General features: G+C 60.2%; 18 protein-coding genes. 14 read left to right on the forward strand and 4 right to left on the reverse strand.

The features are described from left to right. The first annotated feature begins 261 nt into the window (after positions 1-261). From QSJ80_RS09975 to QSJ80_RS09985, 3 genes are read left to right on the forward strand one after another with little or no spacing between them, the layout of a single operon-like run. On the forward strand, positions 262-726 hold the full coding sequence (locus QSJ80_RS09975; RefSeq protein WP_285764302.1) for a phosphate-starvation-inducible PsiE family protein: 465 nt from the start codon (positions 262-264) through the stop codon (positions 724-726). Between the two features lie 37 nt (positions 727-763). Then, positions 764-1,168, forward strand: a complete 405-nt coding sequence (locus QSJ80_RS09980; protein ID WP_285764303.1) for a hypothetical protein — start codon at positions 764-766, stop codon at positions 1,166-1,168. A 55-nt stretch (positions 1,169-1,223) separates the two neighbouring features. Then, a complete protein-coding gene (locus QSJ80_RS09985; protein WP_285764304.1) occupies positions 1,224-1,646 on the forward strand; it encodes an FAD-binding oxidoreductase in 423 nt (140 codons plus the stop codon). A gap of 101 nt (positions 1,647-1,747) precedes the next feature. On the opposite strand, the gene QSJ80_RS09990 is transcribed toward QSJ80_RS09985, so the two are convergent. Then, on the reverse strand, positions 1,748-3,010 hold the full coding sequence (locus tag QSJ80_RS09990; protein WP_285764305.1) for an OmpP1/FadL family transporter: 1,263 nt from the start codon (positions 3,008-3,010) through the stop codon (positions 1,748-1,750). Between the two features lie 217 nt (positions 3,011-3,227). Here QSJ80_RS09990 and QSJ80_RS09995 point away from each other — a divergent pair, with 217 nt between their 5' ends. The 6 genes from QSJ80_RS09995 to QSJ80_RS10020 are packed head-to-tail and all read left to right on the forward strand — an operon-like array spanning position 3,228 to position 6,869. Next, a complete protein-coding gene (locus QSJ80_RS09995) occupies positions 3,228-3,701 on the forward strand; it encodes a YbaN family protein (protein ID WP_285764306.1) in 474 nt (157 codons plus the stop codon). Between the two features lie 24 nt (positions 3,702-3,725). Next, positions 3,726-3,947 (forward strand): DUF1653 domain-containing protein, encoded by a 222-nt coding sequence (locus tag QSJ80_RS10000; RefSeq protein ID WP_285764307.1) that lies wholly within the window; start codon positions 3,726-3,728, stop codon positions 3,945-3,947. Further along, positions 3,944-4,351, forward strand: coding sequence for an ACT domain-containing protein (locus QSJ80_RS10005; protein WP_285764308.1), 408 nt, complete (start codon positions 3,944-3,946; stop codon positions 4,349-4,351). Before QSJ80_RS10000 ends, QSJ80_RS10005 begins: the two co-directional genes overlap by 4 nt. 31 nt (positions 4,352-4,382) lie before the next feature. Then, entirely contained in the window at positions 4,383-4,859 is a 477-nt protein-coding gene (locus QSJ80_RS10010) for an SRPBCC family protein (protein WP_285764309.1), read from the forward strand. 9 nt (positions 4,860-4,868) lie between these two features. Next, complete coding sequence (locus tag QSJ80_RS10015) at positions 4,869-5,303, forward strand: VOC family protein (RefSeq protein ID WP_285764310.1); 435 nt, start codon at positions 4,869-4,871, stop codon at positions 5,301-5,303. 27 nt (positions 5,304-5,330) lie between these two features. Continuing rightward, positions 5,331-6,869: a parallel beta-helix domain-containing protein gene (locus QSJ80_RS10020; protein ID WP_285764311.1), complete on the forward strand. Its 1,539-nt coding sequence runs from the start codon at positions 5,331-5,333 to the stop codon at positions 6,867-6,869. On the opposite strand, the gene QSJ80_RS10025 is transcribed toward QSJ80_RS10020, so the two are convergent. The 3 genes from QSJ80_RS10025 to QSJ80_RS10035 are packed head-to-tail and all read right to left on the reverse strand — an operon-like array spanning position 6,866 to position 9,425. Then, entirely contained in the window at positions 6,866-7,171 is a 306-nt protein-coding gene (locus tag QSJ80_RS10025) for a hypothetical protein (RefSeq protein WP_285764312.1), read from the reverse strand. The genes QSJ80_RS10020 and QSJ80_RS10025 overlap by 4 nt on opposite strands. A 6-nt stretch (positions 7,172-7,177) precedes the next feature. Beyond that, positions 7,178-7,558, reverse strand: a complete 381-nt coding sequence (locus QSJ80_RS10030; protein WP_285764313.1) for a SirB2 family protein — start codon at positions 7,556-7,558, stop codon at positions 7,178-7,180. Between the two features lie 16 nt (positions 7,559-7,574). Continuing rightward, positions 7,575-9,425: a histidine kinase gene (locus QSJ80_RS10035; protein ID WP_285764314.1), complete on the reverse strand. Its 1,851-nt coding sequence runs from the start codon at positions 9,423-9,425 to the stop codon at positions 7,575-7,577. 342 nt (positions 9,426-9,767) lie between these two features. Here QSJ80_RS10035 and QSJ80_RS10040 point away from each other — a divergent pair, with 342 nt between their 5' ends. From QSJ80_RS10040 to QSJ80_RS10060, 5 genes are all read left to right on the forward strand, one after another. Continuing rightward, positions 9,768-13,568 carry a nitrate reductase subunit alpha gene (locus QSJ80_RS10040; protein ID WP_285764315.1) on the forward strand — a complete coding sequence of 1,267 codons (3,801 nt, stop codon included), beginning with the start codon at positions 9,768-9,770 and terminating at the stop codon, positions 13,566-13,568. After that, positions 13,565-15,112, forward strand: a complete 1,548-nt coding sequence (gene narH / locus QSJ80_RS10045; RefSeq protein ID WP_285764316.1) for a nitrate reductase subunit beta — start codon at positions 13,565-13,567, stop codon at positions 15,110-15,112. Before QSJ80_RS10040 ends, narH begins: the two co-directional genes overlap by 4 nt. 2 nt (positions 15,113-15,114) lie before the next feature. Continuing rightward, the gene (narJ, locus tag QSJ80_RS10050; RefSeq protein WP_285764317.1) at positions 15,115-15,855 is read left to right on the forward strand and encodes a nitrate reductase molybdenum cofactor assembly chaperone; all 741 of its coding nucleotides are present in this window, start codon (positions 15,115-15,117) and stop codon (positions 15,853-15,855) included. A 13-nt stretch (positions 15,856-15,868) separates the two neighbouring features. Then, positions 15,869-16,558 (forward strand): respiratory nitrate reductase subunit gamma, encoded by a 690-nt coding sequence (narI, locus tag QSJ80_RS10055; RefSeq protein WP_285764318.1) that lies wholly within the window; start codon positions 15,869-15,871, stop codon positions 16,556-16,558. Between the two features lie 71 nt (positions 16,559-16,629). Beyond that, a complete protein-coding gene (locus QSJ80_RS10060; protein WP_285764319.1) occupies positions 16,630-17,439 on the forward strand; it encodes a peptidylprolyl isomerase in 810 nt (269 codons plus the stop codon). Positions 17,440-17,468: the final 29 nt, after the last annotated feature.

The following is a 17,468-nucleotide window of genomic DNA, read 5'->3' on the forward strand; positions in this document are numbered from 1 at the left end:
CTGCGGGTTTACGTCGATAGTGTGTATGGAATCGACGACTATAAAAAAGCCTTTGAACGATTAAGTGATAGCGGTAAGCAAGGCCGGGTTATCATCAGGATTGCAGGCACCGGGTGACCTGGGCGACCTCCTCAAAGTACTGTGTCTGGTTGGCCGTTCATTACAAGGAAAGGAATTCGCATATCAAGCGACTATTGGTAACCGCTGCTATTTATCTGATAATCGCAGGGTCGCATATATATTTTAAGCAGGGATTAGCTGGTGAGTAAATCAATCAGTCAAAAAATCAAGGTCTACTTCGACAAGTCCGTGGACCTGGTTTTCGCGGTTATTCTTGTATTTATCATACTTGGTACCGCGATCGGCACCGCGCAGCTCTTTGTCACCACCTGGAAGCTGCTGGCATTCGAAGGTATTACCGGGCATTACATCGATATTATCGCGGATGTGCTGACGCTCTATGTGCTTATCGAACTCTCCAGATCGCTTGTCGAGTACTTCAATTCCCACAAGCTACGTTTCACCTCCATTGTTGATGCCGCGATCGTATTTGTTTTGCGTGAGATCCTCATCGCGCTGTTCAAGCATGAGATGAAGCCGGAGATGCTCTACGCCCTGTCCCTGTTCCTGCTTGTGTTGGGCGCTATCAGGGTGGCTTCGCTACTGGTGTATCGTCATGAAAAGGCGATGGCGGATAACAGCGGCCGGGACGTCGAGAACGCCTGAAAATTCACTTAAAAACCCACACTCTGGTGTAATACCCATGAAGTTATGTTTCCGCATATTCTGCCTGCTTGCAGCGGTAGTCTCGGCACCATCCTACGGCAACGCTTTTGCCGGCACCTGGGAACTGGTCTCCGGCGAGTACCTTGATCACAAGGGTAAGCTTACCCAGTACAGCGACCTGGATTTGAAATCCATCAAGATTATCGCCGGTGATCACTTCAGCTTTGTCACTATGTCGGGTGACAAGTTCTGGAGTTCCGGTGCCGGTAGTTTCCGCTATACGGATCAGGAGTATGTGGAAAGGCCGGTCTATACCTCTTTCTCATCCCCGGAGGGGCAGGAATACGTATTCCTGTACGAGATTGAGGGTGATACCTGGCGCAATGCGCGCTGGGAAGACGGCGTGCGAGTGGAGTATGAAATCTGGCAGCGAAAGGACTGAACGCGGTCCCCGCCCGGTTGGGCGTACCTGCACGCAGTGAGGTAGCGTCGCGATAATGAAATTTTTGGTTCTTTTACCGTTGCTGGTTTTGGGGTGTGCCCAGGCATCTGCAGTGGAGATAAAGCCCTTTACCTCGGACGGCTGTAGCGCGTTCCCAGACGGGACGCTGGAGCAGAAAGAGCTCTGGCTCGATTGCTGTCGTGCACACGACTATGCCTACTGGAAGGGAGGCACTTTCCGGCAGCGACTAGAGGCCGATGAAGCACTGGAGGCCTGCGTCGCGCAAACAGGAGAGGAAGAGATTGCGCTGCTGATGCTGGCGGGCGTCAGGGTCGGCGGGACGCCCTTCCTGCCCACGGAGTTTCGCTGGGGCTATGGCTGGCCATTCCTGCGTGGCTACAAGGCGCTCACTCAGGAGGAGCTGGAGGCGATCAGGCGCAGCGAAGCTGAAATTCGGACGGGCTGGATGAGCCCGTAGCCCACGCAGTGGGGACCTACGCGATTCCCCCGTCGAGGTAAGCCGGAGATACGGCAATGCGCCCCGGGGCGCATTACCGGTTTCGCTGTAGCGCGAGTCAATCAGAAGTTGCGCGACCAGCCAAAGCGCAGGATATCCTGCTTCATTGTGAGCTCCGCCTCACCACCACCAAAGGCCATGGGGATGGAGTTCTGTCCTTCAACGGTTTCCTCGAATGCGTAGGCGTAGGAGGCCGAGAATTCCCCGAGGCCGGTTTTCCAGTCTGCACCGATGCTGACGTGGTCTTCAATCACCCCCGGAGCGAGGATATTGATAAATGCTTCTTCCGCCGGGATTGGCTGTTCGGCATGGCTGACACCACCGCGCAGGGTCAGGGTGTTGCTCACACGGTAGGCTGCTCCGAGCTTGGTGACCGCCACATCTTCCCAGCCGAAGCCGGGGCCGCCGCTGGCACCCAGTGGCTGGCCTTCAAACAAAAGGCTGAGGGAGTTGCCGACTGAGCCGATTTCGCTGTAGAGGATCTTTTGCCAGTCGGCTGCCAGGGTTAACTGCGGGCTGGCATCCCAGCTCAGGCCAGCGCCGTAGCTCTCGGGAATATCAAAGCCACCACCGTCGGCGAACAGCCCTTCGTAGCGCTCGAAATCACCGGCCTCGATCCGCGAGGACCAGGACAGGCCGAGGCTCAGGTCTTCATGCACGCGGCCAATCCAGCCGAGCTTCACGCCCCAGCCATAGCTGGTGTCGTGGCCCTGGTTGGTGACATTGCCGGCGCTGGCGGAAACAAACGGGTTGTCGAATGCCTGCAGGCCACGCGCCTCGAATCGCTGCGCGGCGAATGTCGCGGCAATACCAAATGCGTGCTCCGGTGTTGGGCGGTAGGCGACTGAAGGGGTGATGAACAGCTGGCTCAGGTCCACGCCCGCATCGCCGCTGGAGCCGAACGCCGCAAACGGGTTGTTGCGATAGCCGGTGTTCATGCCACCGTTGCCATAGACGGCCACACCGTAGCTCCATTGCGGTGACAGTTCCCGGGTATAGCCGACTTCCGGAATCAGGAACGCGCTTTTCTTGTTGCCATCGTAATCGCCGTCGGCGCCGGCCAGGTTACCCCGGATGCGGGCGCTACGGTCGGGGCTGAACAGGGTGAGGCCGACATCGAGGCCGTTGCCCACCAGGGCAGTACCGGCAGGATTATTTGCCGCCGCGAGTGCATCCTGCGGTAGCGCGATGCCGACACCGGCCATGGCCTGGGACTTGGGACCCACCCCCTCCACGAAATAACCATTGGTGGCCTGAACGGCGCCACTGAAAAGAGGGGCCGCAATCGCGAGTGCGGCAGCTGAGATACGGGTGGGGTTGGTCATCTTTTGCCCTGATGTTGTGGCCGGGGTGCGGCAAGTTTTCCTGTTTGAGGGCGGGGAGTTTAGGGGCGCTGCGCGCTGCGGTGAAATACAAAAAAATTCTATGCTTATGCCACCGGCAGATTTGGGCGCAAATACGCCAGTCAGGCGCTGTTAGGGGTATGCTAGTGTCTGTTTGGTGTGACGCCCGGCGGATGGGCCGGGGCGAAGGCGGGAAATTATGAAACTTGCGCGCTGGGCTGCGTTGATACTGGCTTATGTTTTTCTGGGCCTTGCGCTGATCGGCGTTCTGTTACCGGGGCTACCAACGGTACCCTTTCTGCTGTTGAGCGCCTGGTTTTCCGCCAAGGGTTCCAGGCGATTACACCGCTGGCTCTATTCACATCCCCATTTTGGCAAGTTGCTGATCGACTGGGAGCAGCAGGGTGCGGTTTCCCGTTCCAGCAAGGTTCTGGCCACTGTTTTTATGGCGGCAAGCTGGGTCATCATGTATTCCCGGGTCGATAATGTGTGGTTGCCGATCGGGCTGGCGCTACTGTTCGTATGCGTGCTCGCGTTCCTCTGGAGCCGCCCAGAGCCGCGCCCGAAAATACCGGAGCGGCGGGATGCGGGCGATCTAAAAGAGCAAAAACAAAACACGCAAAATGAGAGCACGCAAAATGAGAGCGCGCAAAATGAGAGCGCGCAAAAATAAAGACCGAAATAACAGAGACAGGAAATGACAGATCTCAAAGCGGGTATTTACCGGCACTACAAGGGCAGGGACTACAAGGTGCTGTGTGAGGCAAGACACTCCGAGACAGAGGAAGAGATGGTGGTGTACCAGTGCCTTTATGGAGATTACAGCATCTGGGTGCGCCCTAAAGCGATGTTTGTTGAAAATGTCGAAGTGGATAGGCAGGTTGTGCCACGCTTCCGGTTTATTGGGGATGCATTGTGAGTGGTGAGACCGATCTCAAGGCCTTGCTGGCTGGCCTGCAGCCGGAACTGGATCTAGCGATCTATGTTTTCCTGACGGTGGATGGTGAATACGGCGATCATGCCGGGCTGCAGCCACTGGCGGCATTCCGTGAGCGCGAAGGGATGACGCTGATTGTGCCTGAAGACAAGGCCATGGCAAGAATAGAGCCCGGTACTCCGCGTTTCCGCCGCCTGACATTGACAGTGCACTCAAGCCTGGAGGCTGTCGGCCTCACGGCGGCGGTCGCCGGTAAGCTCGCGGATCACGGCATCAGTGCCAATGTCGTCGCCGCCTATTACCATGACCATATCTTTGTTGGCGCTGCAGATGCGGACCGTGCGCTGCAGTTATTGGGAGATAGCTGGGGCGCCGGGCCTCAATAGCCGCGCTTCAAGTCAGTACATGGAGATTTCGATGGATATCAGTGTGGATGTTCATATTGAAGCCGATGTGGCGGCGGTGTGGCGTGTCATCACGGACTTTGAGCATTGCGACCGGGTCATAACCGCCATCCAGGCGGTCAAGGTGCTGGAGAGGCCAGCATCGGGGCTTACGGGACTCAAATGGCAGGAAACCCGGGTGATGTATGGCAAGCCCGCCACAGAGACCATGTGGATTACTGAGGCGGTTGAGCCGCAATACTATCGCGCCGAGGCGCAGAGCCATGGCGCGCGCTACCTTTCGGAAATGCGCGTTAAGGCAGAGGGTACTGGTACGCGGCTGCAAATGTCCTTTGGCGCTGAGCCACTGACCGTTATGGCGAAGCTCATTAATTTCCTGATGAAAGGCGCCATGCGCAAGGCGCTGGTGAAAATGATGGAGGGCGACCTGGCCGATATCAAACGCCATATTGAGGCCGGGGCGGATCGTCGCGCCGGCGGAGCAAACTAGGGGACTGCAATGGTACTGAACCCGTTTCACCTGGCCATCCAGGTGCGTGACATTGATGAGGCGCGTGATTTCTACGGCGCCAAACTGGGCCTGCCGGAGGGGCGAAGCGCTGATCATTGGATAGACTTCAACCTGTACGGTCACCAGCTGGTGACACACCTGAACCCGGGGATCGGTCGCGATGGCAAGGTGCCGTCCATCGCCAATCCTGTCGATGGGCATGGTGTACCCGTGCCACACTTCGGGGTGGTGATGCAGTTTGACCAATGGCATGCATTTGCCTTGAGGGTAAGGAAGGTGATCCCGGAATTCCTGATTGAGCCGCATATCCGCTTTGAGGGCCAGCCGGGCGAGCAGGGCACTATGTTCTTCCTCGACCCGAGCGGTAATGCGCTGGAGTTCAAGGCGTTCCGCGATATCGAGCGGGAGCTGTTCGCCAAATAATCGTTTAAGCAAAAAGGAAATCTGCAAATGGCAGGGAAGCTGGTTGCAATCCTCTCAGGCCTGGCCCTTCTGGCGGCAGGCTACTTCATTGGCAGCAAATTCGGTGGTGACCGCAGCCATGTGATCGTCGGCGATGGCTCTCGCTATAGCGCAGGTGCCGATGGTAGCGCCGGCGCGGACAATAACAGTGCCGCGCAGGGCGGCCGGCTAGCCGACTACGCCAGATCCGTGGGTGCGTCCGGCAAGGGCAACACCATCGAGGTCCGGGATGGCGAGTCCATCCAGGCGGCGGTGGCCAGCGCCAGTGCCGGAGACGTCATCCGGGTGTTCCCCGGGACCTACCGCGAGACGGTCTATATCGACAAGGATGACATCCAGCTGAGCGGTGTGATTATCGGTGGCGAGTGGCCGGTGATGGAGGGCGACAAGAAACTCAATGACGCCATCCTCTATTCCGGCAACAGCATCACGGTGGAGAACTTCCGCATCCAGCATTACAAGGGCAATGCGGTCATGGGGCAGGCGGGTAACAATTTCCTGATCCGCAATAACCATGTGATCGATACCGGCGTGTATGGCATTTTCCCGCAGCTGGGCAAGAACGGCCTGATTTCCCACAATGTGCTGAGCGAGATCGAGGACGCGGCAATCTACGTGGGCATGTGTGACAACATCCACGTCAGTCACAATGAGGTGTTCAACAGCGTTGCCGGCATCGAGATTGAGAACAGCCGCCACTCGATCGTGGAAAGCAACTATGTCCATAACAACACCGGTGGCATCCTGGTGTTCATCACCCCGGGCCTGCCCATCAAGACCACGGTGGATACCATCGTGCGCAACAATTTTGTAGTGAACAACAATACCGCCAACTTCGCTGCGGAAGGCTCGATCGTGGCCGGAGTGCCTGCCGGCACCGGCATCCTCAATATGGCCGGCGATGAGACCACCATTGAGGGCAACATCATTTCCGGCAACAAGAATGCCGGCATTATCATCACCGACCATATGAACGCCGGCAATATCACCCTGGATCCGGAGTCCGAGCCAAACTCCGACAAGGTGGCAATCCTCGACAATTTCATGTTCGACAACGGTGCCGAGCCAATCCCGGAAATCAAGGCACTGAAGCTGGCCACGCTCACCACTGGCAATGTAGATATCGTCAACGTGGGCAAGAGTACGGGCAGCTGTATCCTCAACCCGAAGCAGTACCCGACTGTCGGTCTTGGCGATTTCGGCACCTGCGGCTTCACCACCACCGCACAGACGGTCACCTACCTGCTGCCGGAGCCGGCGCCCAAGCGCGAGATCGCCAAGGCGGATATGGGCAAGGCGGCGTTCCACGGCATCTGTGCCGGTTGTCACGCCTACAACGTACGCATGATCGGGCCACCGGTACAGATCATCCAGGCGCTGTATATGGATAACCCGGAGGGCATTGCGGCATATGCGGCCAACCCGGTGAAGAAACGCGATGATTACCCGGAGATGCCGCCGCAGAAACACCTGTCAGAAGAAATTCGCCTGGCGGCGGCCAAATACCTGCTGGAGCTCAAGAACTAGCGGCTAACCGTTCCAACCAGGCTGTCCCCAACCAGACCGTTCGAGGCGAGCGCTGCGTGGATCTTGCGGCAGCGCTTGCCGAGTGCCTGCAGCTCCCCGAGGCTCGGTACGTCACCGGCATCCAGGCTGGTGGCCCAGTCCGTCAGTTCTTCGTCAATGAATTCCAGCAGTTTTTTCGGGCAGCCGCGGCAGGGGCCGCTACACAGCTGTGCCGCCGGCATTTCGAACGGAAAGACCTCACGCACTGCCTGGATCAGGTCGCGCATGGCTTCAGTGGTATCGGGCTTGCGTTGCGGTCCCATAATCGCTTACCCGAAGGGCCAGGCGGACTTGGTCAGCGCCGCCGCGAGCATGTAGGCAAAACACAGGCATCCCGCAGCGGTTGCCAGCAGGCGCTGGCGATTGTTGCTGGCGAAGCGCAGGGTAATGAAACCGCAGCCGATATAGCCGAGCAGCGCACACAACTTGGCGATCAGCCAGCCCTGTTGCAGTGGCAACCATTGCAGGCGCGCCAGTAGCACAAGGGCGGAAACCAGCAGTGCGGTATCAAGCAGGTGCGGCAGGATGCGGGCGAGCCTGGCGCGGGCCCAGCCAGCACCTGCGAGCACCCCGCCGGCACGCGCGAGGAAGCCGCTGAAGGACAGGCCCGCGAGCAGCATATGCAGGGATTTCAGGGTGCTGTAGTCCATGCCGGTATTACGGGGCTCAGGACGCGCTCTGCCACAGCATCTCGCGCTCGCGCGCATACTGCGGCACAAACTCGAAACGCACCTCGGTGCCGCCGCTCTCGCGCCGGCGAATACTCAGCTCGCCGGTCAGGTTACTGGCGCGCTCCTGCATGATGGACATGCCGAAGTGGTTGCGCTTCTCCGGTGAATCGCCGATGCCAACGCCATTGTCGCGCACGCTGATATGCACTGCGAGGTCCTCGCCCTGCACCAGGCTGATTTCCACCAGGTTGCCCTGTGAGTGGTAAACCGCGTTCTGGGAGGCCTCGCGCACCAGCTGCAGCAGGTGAATTTCTTCGTGCGGGGTGAGCGGAATCTCCTCCAGGCGGTAGTCCAGCAGCACGCTGATCTGCGGGTGCTGTTCGCGATAGCCCAGAATGGACTGCTCGAGGATGCCGCGCAGGCCGCCCTGTCCGATCTGCAGGCGGAAGGTGGTGAGCAGCTCGCGCAGCTGGCGGTAGGAGGAATCCAGGCCCTGTTTCAGTTCGGTGATGATTTCTTCCACCTGCTCCGCATCCATCTGGCCATTGCGCTTGGCGCGATTGAGGCGCGTAACCTGGATTTTCAGGTAGGACAATGACTGCGCCAGGGAGTCGTGCAGTTCCCGCGCGATGATTGCGCGTTCGTCCATCAGCGCCACACGGCGGTCCTGGTCGACGCGCTCGTTGATGGCAATGGCCGCAGTGATGCTGTCGGCGAACGTGGCCAGGCGCTGCTGCTGCTCATCTTCCAGTTCGCTATCTGCGGCGACGCTGCACACGAGCACGCCGTAGTTGCGCTTGTCCACTTCCAGCGGGAAGCGGTATACGCGCTGGCTGCCTTCGGCGGTGGAGCTGCAGCTGCTGACACAGCTGTTGCAATCGGCGGGCTCACACTGTTCATTGCCGAGCCCCAGCACCAGGTGTTCGTAGGGGGCCTCGCCTTCGGGGGTCATCAGGCACAGGTCCAGGTTGTCCAGCTTGGCCACGCTGGCAAACTCTGCCAGCCAGGTTTCCAGCTCCTTGCCGGACAGAGGCCCTTCACTGATACGGCGCGCCAGCCGGTACTGGAAGTCCAGCGCCTCATGGCTGCGCTGCAGCTGCGCGGTCTTGCGCTTCACGCGGCGCTCCAGGTCGCGCTGGTTCGCGTGGATTACATCACTCATGTGGTTGATGGTGCGCGCCAGCAGGCCGAGTTCGTCCTCGCTGTCGATACCGATGCGGTGGGTGTGGAAGTCGCCCTCGGCGATGCTGCGCGAGCGCCGGATCAGTTGCTTCAACGGCTGCTCCACCGAGCGGTGCAGGATATACAGCGACAGGTACACCAGCAGTACCGTGGCGAACAGCGAGCCCAGCTGCACGATGCGCAGCAGGTCGATCTTCTCTTCCGCGATTTTCTGGTAGTCGGAAACCAGGATGTCGACATCCTGGATAAACGGTTCCAGGCTGCTTGCGAGTTGTAGCGAATTCATGCTGGTGCCGCCAACTGCGACCTTTTCCAGCAGCGGGCGGATATCCAGGCTCCAGTCGTCCATCACCGCGCGGTAGTGCACGGCCGCCGGAAGGTCATCGCCGGCGCTGAAGTCGGAAATGCTCAGCACACGTTCCAGCCGAAGGGTCAGCTCGTCGGCGAGTACCCGGGTAGCCCCAACGTCACCGGCAGGCGCGGTCGCGGCGAGGCGGTAGCTCATCATGCGCAGCGAGCCGGCCAGGTTCACCGCTTCGGCGTCGTTGTCGGCCGCATCGGAAATCACATAGGACGCCACCATCGAACTGAGTGCGACAAGCACGGTCAGCAGCATCAGGGTGCCGATGCGGTAGACGATGGACTGGCGGATACGGGTCAGCATTTGTTGCCTGGGCTCCTTTAGAGGGGCTGTGTGAGTGGGGGCGGCTTGCGCGGAGGGCCGATTATGCCGCTTCGCCGGCATTCACTGTGGTGGTTTTTGGGGTACCACCAAAGATCGCCATTGTCGCACATTTTTTAATCAGCTGGCCATGCCTGCGCTGCAGGCCCCGTGGTTCATGGGGGTGGCTGACACGATACCCAGACTGTTCATCCGAATCTCTACCCATTCGGGGGTATAGGCGCACACCACTACCCCTTTTGGGGCGGGTGATTCGCGCTCGAGGGCTTTTTATATTCCGGCCAACGCAATGGTTAAACCGCATATTTTCCCTGGGAGTAACGCATGAGCCATTTCCTGGACCGACTCAAATATTTCAAGAAAGACAAGGAACCCTTTGCCGGCGGGCACGGGGAAAAGACCGATGACGATCGCAGCTGGGAAGATGGCTATCGCCGCCGCTGGCAGTTCGACAAGGTGGTGCGATCCACCCACGGTGTGAACTGCACCGGCTCCTGTAGCTGGAAGATCTACGTCAAAGACGGCCTGGTCACCTGGGAGACCCAGCAGACCGACTATCCGCGCACCCGCCCGGACCTGCCGAACCACGAGCCGCGCGGCTGTCCGCGCGGTGCCAGCTATTCCTGGTACATGTACTCGGCCAACCGCCTGAAGTACCCGAAGATCCGCAAGCGCCTGGTCAAGCTGTGGCGCGAGGCCAGGCTCAAGTATGCCGACCCGGTGGAAGCCTGGGCCAGCATCGTGGAGGACCCGGCCAAGGCCCAGTCCTACAAGGAGCGCCGCGGCATGGGCGGCTTCGTGCGGATCAAGTGGGACGAGGTCAACGAACTGATCGCCGCGTCCAACGTCTACACCGCCAAGACTTACGGCCCGGACCGGGTCACCGGCTTCTCGCCGATCCCGGCCATGTCCATGGTGTCCTACGCTGCAGGCGCCCGTTACCTGTCGCTGATCGGCGGTAACTGCCTGAGCTTCTACGACTGGTACTGTGACCTGCCGCCGGCCTCGCCGCAGATCTGGGGCGAGCAGACCGACGTGCCGGAATCCGCCGACTGGTACAACTCCAACTACCTGATTGTGTGGGGTTCCAACGTCCCGCAGACCCGTACTCCGGACGCCCACTTCCTGAGTGAGGTGCGCTACAAGGGCGCCAAGACCTGCGTTATCACCTCCGACTACTCCGAGTGTTCCAAGTTTGGCGACACCTGGCTGGCGCCGCGCCAGGGCACCGATGCCGCGCTGGCAATGGCTTTCGGCCACGTGATCCTGAAGGAATTCCACGTGGACAAGCCAAGCGCCTACTTCACCGAGTATGTGCGCACCACTACCGACATGCCGATGCTGGTCACGCTGGAAGAGCGTGACGGCCGCCTGGTACAGGGCCGCTTCCTGCGCGCCTCGGATCTGGCGGAGAATCTGGGCCAGGACAACAACCCGGAGTGGAAGACCATCGCGGTCAACCACGACGGCCAGCTGGTGTCCCCGCAGGGTTCCATCGGCTACCGCTGGGGCGAGTCCGGCGAGAAGGGCAAGTGGAACATCGAGCAGCGCGACGGCAACACCGGCGACGAAGTGAAGCTGCAGCTGAGCCTCAAGGAAAACGCCGACGAGATCGCGCAGGTGGCCTTCCCCTATTTCGGTGGCCAGACCCACGAGTACGATTATTTCCAGCACACCGAGCACAGCGATGTGATCGAGTACAAGGTACCGGTCAAGCACATCACCACCAGGGATGGCGAGACCATCAAGGTGGCGAGCGTCTACGACCTGACCCTGGCCAACTACGGCGTCGAGCACGGCCTCAATGACCCGGCCTGTGCGCAGAGCTACGACGAAGACAAGCCGTACACGCCGGCCTGGCAGGAAAAAGTGACCGGCTGTCGCCCGGAGGACGTGATTCGCGTCGCGCGCGAGTTTGCCAACACCGCGGACAAGACCCGCGGCCGCTCCATGGTGATCGTCGGTGCGGCGCTGAACCACTGGTATCACATGGACATGAACTACCGCGGCCTCATCAACATGCTGATGCTGTGCGGCTGTATCGGCCAGAGTGGCGGTGGCTGGGCGCACTATGTGGGCCAGGAAAAACTGCGTCCGCAGACCGGCTGGACCCCGCTAGCGTTTGGTCTCGACTGGCAGCGCCCGCCACGCCATATGAACGGTACCTCCTTCTTCTACAACCACTCCAACCAGTGGCGCTACGAGAAGCTGGAGATGGACGAGGTGGTATCCCCGCTGGCCGACAAGAGCAAGTGGCAGGCGTCCATCATCGACTACAACAGCCGCGCCGAGCGCATGGGCTGGCTGCCGTCCGCGCCGCAGCTGGGAGTCAACCCGTTGCATTTGGCCAAGGATGCGGCCGCCGCCGGCATGGACCTGAAAGACTATGCGGTGCAGCAGCTCAAGAGCGGCGAGCTGAAATTTGCCAACGAGGACCCGGACAACCCGCAGAACTTCCCGCGCAATATGTTTATCTGGCGCTCCAACCTGCTCGGTTCCTCCGGCAAGGGCCACGAGTACATGCTGCGCCACCTGCTCGGCACCAAGCACGGCCTGATGGGCAAGGACCTGGGCGAGAGCGATGGCAAGAAACCGGAGGACGTGACCTGGCACGATGCGCCGAGCGAGGGCAAGGTCGACCTGCTGGTGACCCTGGACTTCCGCATGTCCACCACCTGCCTGTACTCGGACATCGTGCTGCCGACGGCCACTTGGTACGAGAAGGACGACATGAACACGTCCGACATGCACCCGTTCATCCACCCGCTGACCAAGGCGGTGGACCCGAGCTGGGAAGCGCGCAGTGACTGGGACATCTTCAAGGGCATCGCCAAGAAGTTCTCCGAGCTGACTGACGGGCATCTTGGAGTGGAGACCGACCTGGTCACCCTGCCGATCCACCACGACACGCCCACCGAGATCGCACAGCCGTTCGGCGTAAAGGCCTGGTGGAAGGGCGAGTGTGACCTGGTACCGGGCGTGACCGCGCCGAGCATGATTCCGGTGGAGCGCGACTACCCGAACACCTACAACCGCTTTACCTCCATCGGCCCGCTGCTGGAGAAACTCGGCAACGGTGGCAAGGGCATCAGCTGGAACACCGACAACGAGGTGGACTTCCTCAAGAAACTGAACCGTACCTGGAGCGAGGATTCCGCGCGCGACGGCCGCGCAAAGATCGACAGCGCCGTGGACGCGGCGGAAATGATCCTGTCGCTGGCACCGGAAACCAACGGCCAGGTTGCCGTAAAAGCCTGGGAAGCGCTGGGCAAGGTGACCGGTCGCGACCACACCCACCTGGCCAAGCCGAAGGAAGACGAGAAGATCCGCTTCAATGACATCGTGGCGCAGCCGCGCAAGATCATCTCCTCGCCGACCTGGTCTGGCCTGGAAGACGAGCATGTGAGCTACAACGCCGGTTACACCAATGTGCACGAGCAGATCCCGTGGCGCACCATCACCGGTCGCCAGCAGTTCTACCAGGATCACGAGTGGATGCGCGACTTCGGTGAGACCATGTGTGTGTACAAGCCACCGATCAACCTGAAGACCGTGCAGCCGGTGCTCAACCAGAAGCCGAATGGCAACAAGGAGATCCTGCTGAACTGGATCACCCCGCACCAGAAGTGGGGCATCCACAGCACCTACTCCGACAACCTGCTGATGCTGACCCTGTCACGCGGCGGCCCGATCGTGTGGATGAGTGAGACCGATGCGAAGCTCGCCGGTGTCGAGGACAACGACTGGATCGAGATCTTCAATGTCAACGGTGCCATCGCGGCGCGCGCAGTTGTGTCGCAGCGTGTACCGGACGGCATGGCGATGATGTACCACGCCCAGGAGCGCATCGTGAACACCCCGGGAGCGGAAACCACTGGCACCCGCGGCGGTATCCACAACTCGGTGACCCGCGCGGTGATGAAGCCAACCCACATGATCGGCGGCTACGCGCAGCAGTCCTACGGCTTCAACTACTACGGCACCGTAGGCTGTAACCGCGACGAGTTTGTAATCGTGAGAAAGATGAACAAGGTGGACTGGCTCGACGGAGAAGACGTCAAAGAAGAGCAGACCATGGAGCCTTCAGCTCAAGGCTTCGCCACTGAAGAGGAGGCAGCACAATGAAAGTAAGAGCGCAGATCGGCATGGTGCTGAACCTGGACAAGTGTATCGGCTGCCATACCTGCTCCGTCACCTGTAAGAACGTATGGACCTCGCGCGAAGGCGTTGAGTATGCCTGGTTCAACAATGTCGAGACCAAGCCCGGTGTCGGCTACCCGAAAGAGTGGGAAAACCAGGACAAGTGGAATGGTGGCTGGGTTCGCAAGAACAACGGCAAGCTGCAACCGAAGATTGGTGGCAAGCACCGTGTACTGGCGAACATCTTCGGCAACCCGGACATGCCGGAAATCGACGACTACTACGAGCCGTTCGACTTTGACTACCAGACTTTGCACAAGGCGCCGGAGCAGAAGCACCAGCCGGTAGCCCGCCCGCGCTCGCTGATCACCGGCGAGCGCATGGAGAAGATCGACTGGGGCCCGAACTGGGAAGAAATTCTCGGTACCGAATTCGAAAAGCGCAAGAAGGACAAGAACTTCGAGGACGTGCAGGCGGACATCTTCGGTGAGTTCGAAAACACCTTCATGATGTACCTGCCGCGACTGTGTGAGCACTGCCTCAACCCGGCGTGTGTGGCGAGCTGCCCGAGCGGCGCCATCTACAAGCGTGAGGAAGACGGCATCGTCCTGATTGACCAGGACAAGTGCCGCGGCTGGCGCATGTGTGTATCCGGCTGCCCCTACAAGAAGATCTACTACAACTGGAAAACCGGTAAGTCCGAGAAGTGTATCTTCTGCTACCCGCGTATCGAGTCCGGCCAGCCGACCGTGTGCTCCGAGACTTGCGTGGGCCGCATCCGCTACCTGGGTGTGCTGCTGTACGATGCGGATCGCATCGAGGAAGCCGCGGCAGTACAGGACGAAAAAGCCCTGTACCAGGCCCAGTGCGACATCTTCCTGGATCCAAATGATCCGCTGGTACAGGAAGCCGCGCGCGCAGAAGGCATCCCGCAGTCCTGGCTCGACGCCGCACAGGAATCCCCGGTGTACAAGATGGCGATCGACTGGCAGGTGGCCCTGCCGCTGCACCCGGAATACCGCACCCTGCCGATGGTCTGGTACGTGCCGCCACTGTCACCGATCCAGAACGCGGTACAGAACGGCGATGTGGCCACCAAGACCGTGGGCCTGAACGCGGAGATCCCGGACCTGTCCAACCTGCGTATCCCGCTCAAGTACCTGGCCAATATGCTCACCGCTGGTGACGAGGCGCCGGTCGAGCGCGCGCTGGAGCGCATGATCGCCATGCGCGCCTACATGCGCGGCATCCACGTGGATGGTGTGCAGGACCGCGAACTGCTGGCGGAAGCCGGGCTCAGCGTGCACCAGGTCGAGGAAATGTACCGCTACATGGCGCTGGCCAACTACGAAGACCGCTTCGTGGTACCGAGCAGCCACAAGGCCTATGCCGAAAACGCCTACGACATGAAGTCTGCGTGCGGCTTCAGCTTCGGCAACGGCTGCGGCACCGGCAACGACGACACCAACATCTTTGGTGGCAAGAAGCAGACGGTACGCCAGGTGATCCCGGCGAAAGTGGTGGACTGAAAATGAAAGTTTTAAATCTGATCGCACACCTGCTGGATTATCCCTCCGACGAGCTGGTGAAAAACCTGCCGGAGCTGACCCACTGGGTGGCAAATGAAGCGGTGCTCGACCCGCGCGTGCGCGACGACCTGCTGGCCTTTATTGCGCACTTCGAGTCTTTCGAGGCGCTGGACTGGCAGAGCGAATACGACGGCCTGTTCGAGCGTGGCCGCGCGGTTTCCCTGCACATCTTTGAGCATGTGCACGGCGAATCGCGCGATCGCGGCCAGGCGATGGTGGACCTCATGGGCCACTATCGCAGCGCCGGCCTCGCCCTGAGCGAGCGCGAGCTGCCGGACTACCTGCCGACTTACCTGGAGTTCTGCACAACCCAGGGACAGGACGACAACATCGAGGGTGCACAGGGTTGGCTGCAGGACATCTCCCACGTGCTGGCGCTGCTGGCGGCGCGCCTGCGCGAGAAGGACAGCCCCTACTCGCTGTTGCTGGACGCGCTGTTACGACTCTCTGAAGTGGAAGTCGACATGGCGGCACTGCAGCAGCAGGTATCCGGCGAGGAGCGCGACGATACGCCGGAAGCACTCGACAAAATCTGGGAGGACGAGGCCGTGTCCTTCAGTTCGGCGCAGGGCAGCGCCTGCGGTGACAGCGTGATGCGCCCGAGCGAATCGCAGCGCCGCGACGGCCAGCCGCTTTCCTGGATCAATGCCGGCGCGGATCAAGCGCCGCAGCACAGTGCATGACTGGAGTAACAAGATGAACTACATCAACACGCTACTGTTCGGACTCTACCCGTTTATTGCCCTTACCATTTTTCTGGTGGGCAGCCTGATCCGCTACGACCGTGACCAGTACACCTGGCGCACCGGGTCGAGCCAGTTGCTGGAGCGCAAGCAGTTGCGCATCGGCAGCTACCTGTTCCATATCGGTGTGATTGCCATCCTGGCCGGTCACTTCGTGGGCCTGCTCACGCCCAAGTGGGTCTGGCATATGGTCGGTATTTCCGCACCGGCCAAGCAGCTGATGGCCATGGGCATCGGCGGCTTCTTCGGGATTATCTGCTTTGTCGGCCTGACCATCCTGATCAAGCGTCGCCTGACCAACCCGCGTATTCGCGCCACCACTTCGCGCATGGACCTGACCATCCTGCTGCTGCTGTACGCACAGCTGATCCTGGGCCTGATCAGCATCGTAGTATCCACTGGCCATATGGACGGCGCCGAGATGCTGAAGCTGATGACCTGGGCGCAGTCCATCGTCACGCTTGACGGCAGCGCGGCCGCAGCGGCCATTGCCGATGTGCACATCATCTTCAAGCTGCACATCTTCCTCGGCATGACCCTGTTCCTGCTGTTCCCGTTCAGCCGTCTGGTGCATATCTGGAGTGTGCCGGTGCAGTATGTGCGCCGTAACTACCAGGTTGTCAGGGCGCGTGCGGCGCGTTGAGCGCGCACCCAAACCGGATATAAACCCAATCTGCCCGCGCACTGCGCGGGCGCACTGCTCGGAGTTAGTTTATGAGCGCACTACTTGCCTCGGATGCCAGCGGTTCTGAATTTGAGTTCGCCATCGATGTAAAGGTCAATGGCCGCGAGATTCCCCGCGAGGCCATTTACAAGGAAATGCAATACCACCCGGCCGCCACCCCGCGGGATGCCATCTATGCCGCAGCGCGCGCACTGGTGTTCGGCGAGCTGCTGCGCGAGCGCGCGATTGCACTGGAACTTTGTGACGCTGACATCGAAACCGCCAGCGAGGCTTTCGACCAGGCGCTGGAGCAACTGCTGCAGCAGGAAGTACCTGTTACAGAGCCTGCGGAAGCGGAGTGCCGGGCTTACTTCGAGCAGCACCGGGATAAATTCCGTTCCGAGCCACTGGCGGAAGTGCGCCATATCCTGCTGGCGGCGGAGCCCAATGACGCAGACGCGCTGGCCAAGGCCAATGTATCCGCGCTGGAGCTGCTCAAACAGATACAGGACGCCAGCGACCCGCTGCTGGCGTTTGCGGAGCTGGCGAAGTCGGTTTCCGGTTGTTCCTCGAATTCCTCCGGCGGCAGCCTCGGCCAAATTGGTCGCGGCGATACCGTCGGGCCTTTCCAGCAGGCGGTGTTCGCACAGGGCTCCGGCCTGGTGCCGCAGCCGGTGGAAACCGAATACGGTGTTCACCTGATTTATGTGGAGCACTCTGAGCCGGGCCAGCCGCTGGAGTTTGACTATGTGTCGGACAGGATTGCGGATTACCTGCAGGAGCGGCAGCGGCGTCAGCTGACCGATGCCTACCTGCAGGAACTGGTAAAAAATGCAGAGATCTCCGGCCTGGATCTATAACCTGGCCAGCTATCGATAAACCCCGCGCT

This window comes from Biformimicrobium ophioploci, assembly GCF_030270605.1.
Lineage (GTDB): Bacteria > Pseudomonadota > Gammaproteobacteria > Pseudomonadales > Cellvibrionaceae > Biformimicrobium > Biformimicrobium ophioploci.

Bases quoted from the DNA above. Each gene is read 5' to 3' on its own strand.
- QSJ80_RS09980 (WP_285764303.1), top strand. From the start codon at position 764: ATGAAGTTATGTTTCCGCATATTCTGCCTGCTTGCAGCGGTAGTCTCG.
- QSJ80_RS09985 (WP_285764304.1), top strand. From the start codon at position 1,224: ATGAAATTTTTGGTTCTTTTACCGTTGCTGGTTTTGGGGTGTGCCCAG.
- QSJ80_RS09990 (WP_285764305.1), bottom strand. From the start codon at position 3,010: ATGACCAACCCCACCCGTATCTCAGCTGCCGCACTCGCGATTGCGGCC.
- QSJ80_RS09995 (WP_285764306.1), top strand. From the start codon at position 3,228: ATGAAACTTGCGCGCTGGGCTGCGTTGATACTGGCTTATGTTTTTCTG.
- QSJ80_RS10000 (WP_285764307.1), top strand. From the start codon at position 3,726: ATGACAGATCTCAAAGCGGGTATTTACCGGCACTACAAGGGCAGGGAC.
- QSJ80_RS10010 (WP_285764309.1), top strand. From the start codon at position 4,383: ATGGATATCAGTGTGGATGTTCATATTGAAGCCGATGTGGCGGCGGTG.
- QSJ80_RS10015 (WP_285764310.1), top strand. From the start codon at position 4,869: ATGGTACTGAACCCGTTTCACCTGGCCATCCAGGTGCGTGACATTGAT.
- QSJ80_RS10020 (WP_285764311.1), top strand. From the start codon at position 5,331: ATGGCAGGGAAGCTGGTTGCAATCCTCTCAGGCCTGGCCCTTCTGGCG.
- QSJ80_RS10025 (WP_285764312.1), bottom strand. From the start codon at position 7,171: ATGGGACCGCAACGCAAGCCCGATACCACTGAAGCCATGCGCGACCTG.
- QSJ80_RS10030 (WP_285764313.1), bottom strand. From the start codon at position 7,558: ATGGACTACAGCACCCTGAAATCCCTGCATATGCTGCTCGCGGGCCTG.
- QSJ80_RS10035 (WP_285764314.1), bottom strand. From the start codon at position 9,425: ATGCTGACCCGTATCCGCCAGTCCATCGTCTACCGCATCGGCACCCTG.
- QSJ80_RS10040 (WP_285764315.1), top strand. From the start codon at position 9,768: ATGAGCCATTTCCTGGACCGACTCAAATATTTCAAGAAAGACAAGGAA.
- narH (WP_285764316.1), top strand. From the start codon at position 13,565: ATGAAAGTAAGAGCGCAGATCGGCATGGTGCTGAACCTGGACAAGTGT.
- narJ (WP_285764317.1), top strand. From the start codon at position 15,115: ATGAAAGTTTTAAATCTGATCGCACACCTGCTGGATTATCCCTCCGAC.
- narI (WP_285764318.1), top strand. From the start codon at position 15,869: ATGAACTACATCAACACGCTACTGTTCGGACTCTACCCGTTTATTGCC.
- QSJ80_RS10060 (WP_285764319.1), top strand. From the start codon at position 16,630: ATGAGCGCACTACTTGCCTCGGATGCCAGCGGTTCTGAATTTGAGTTC.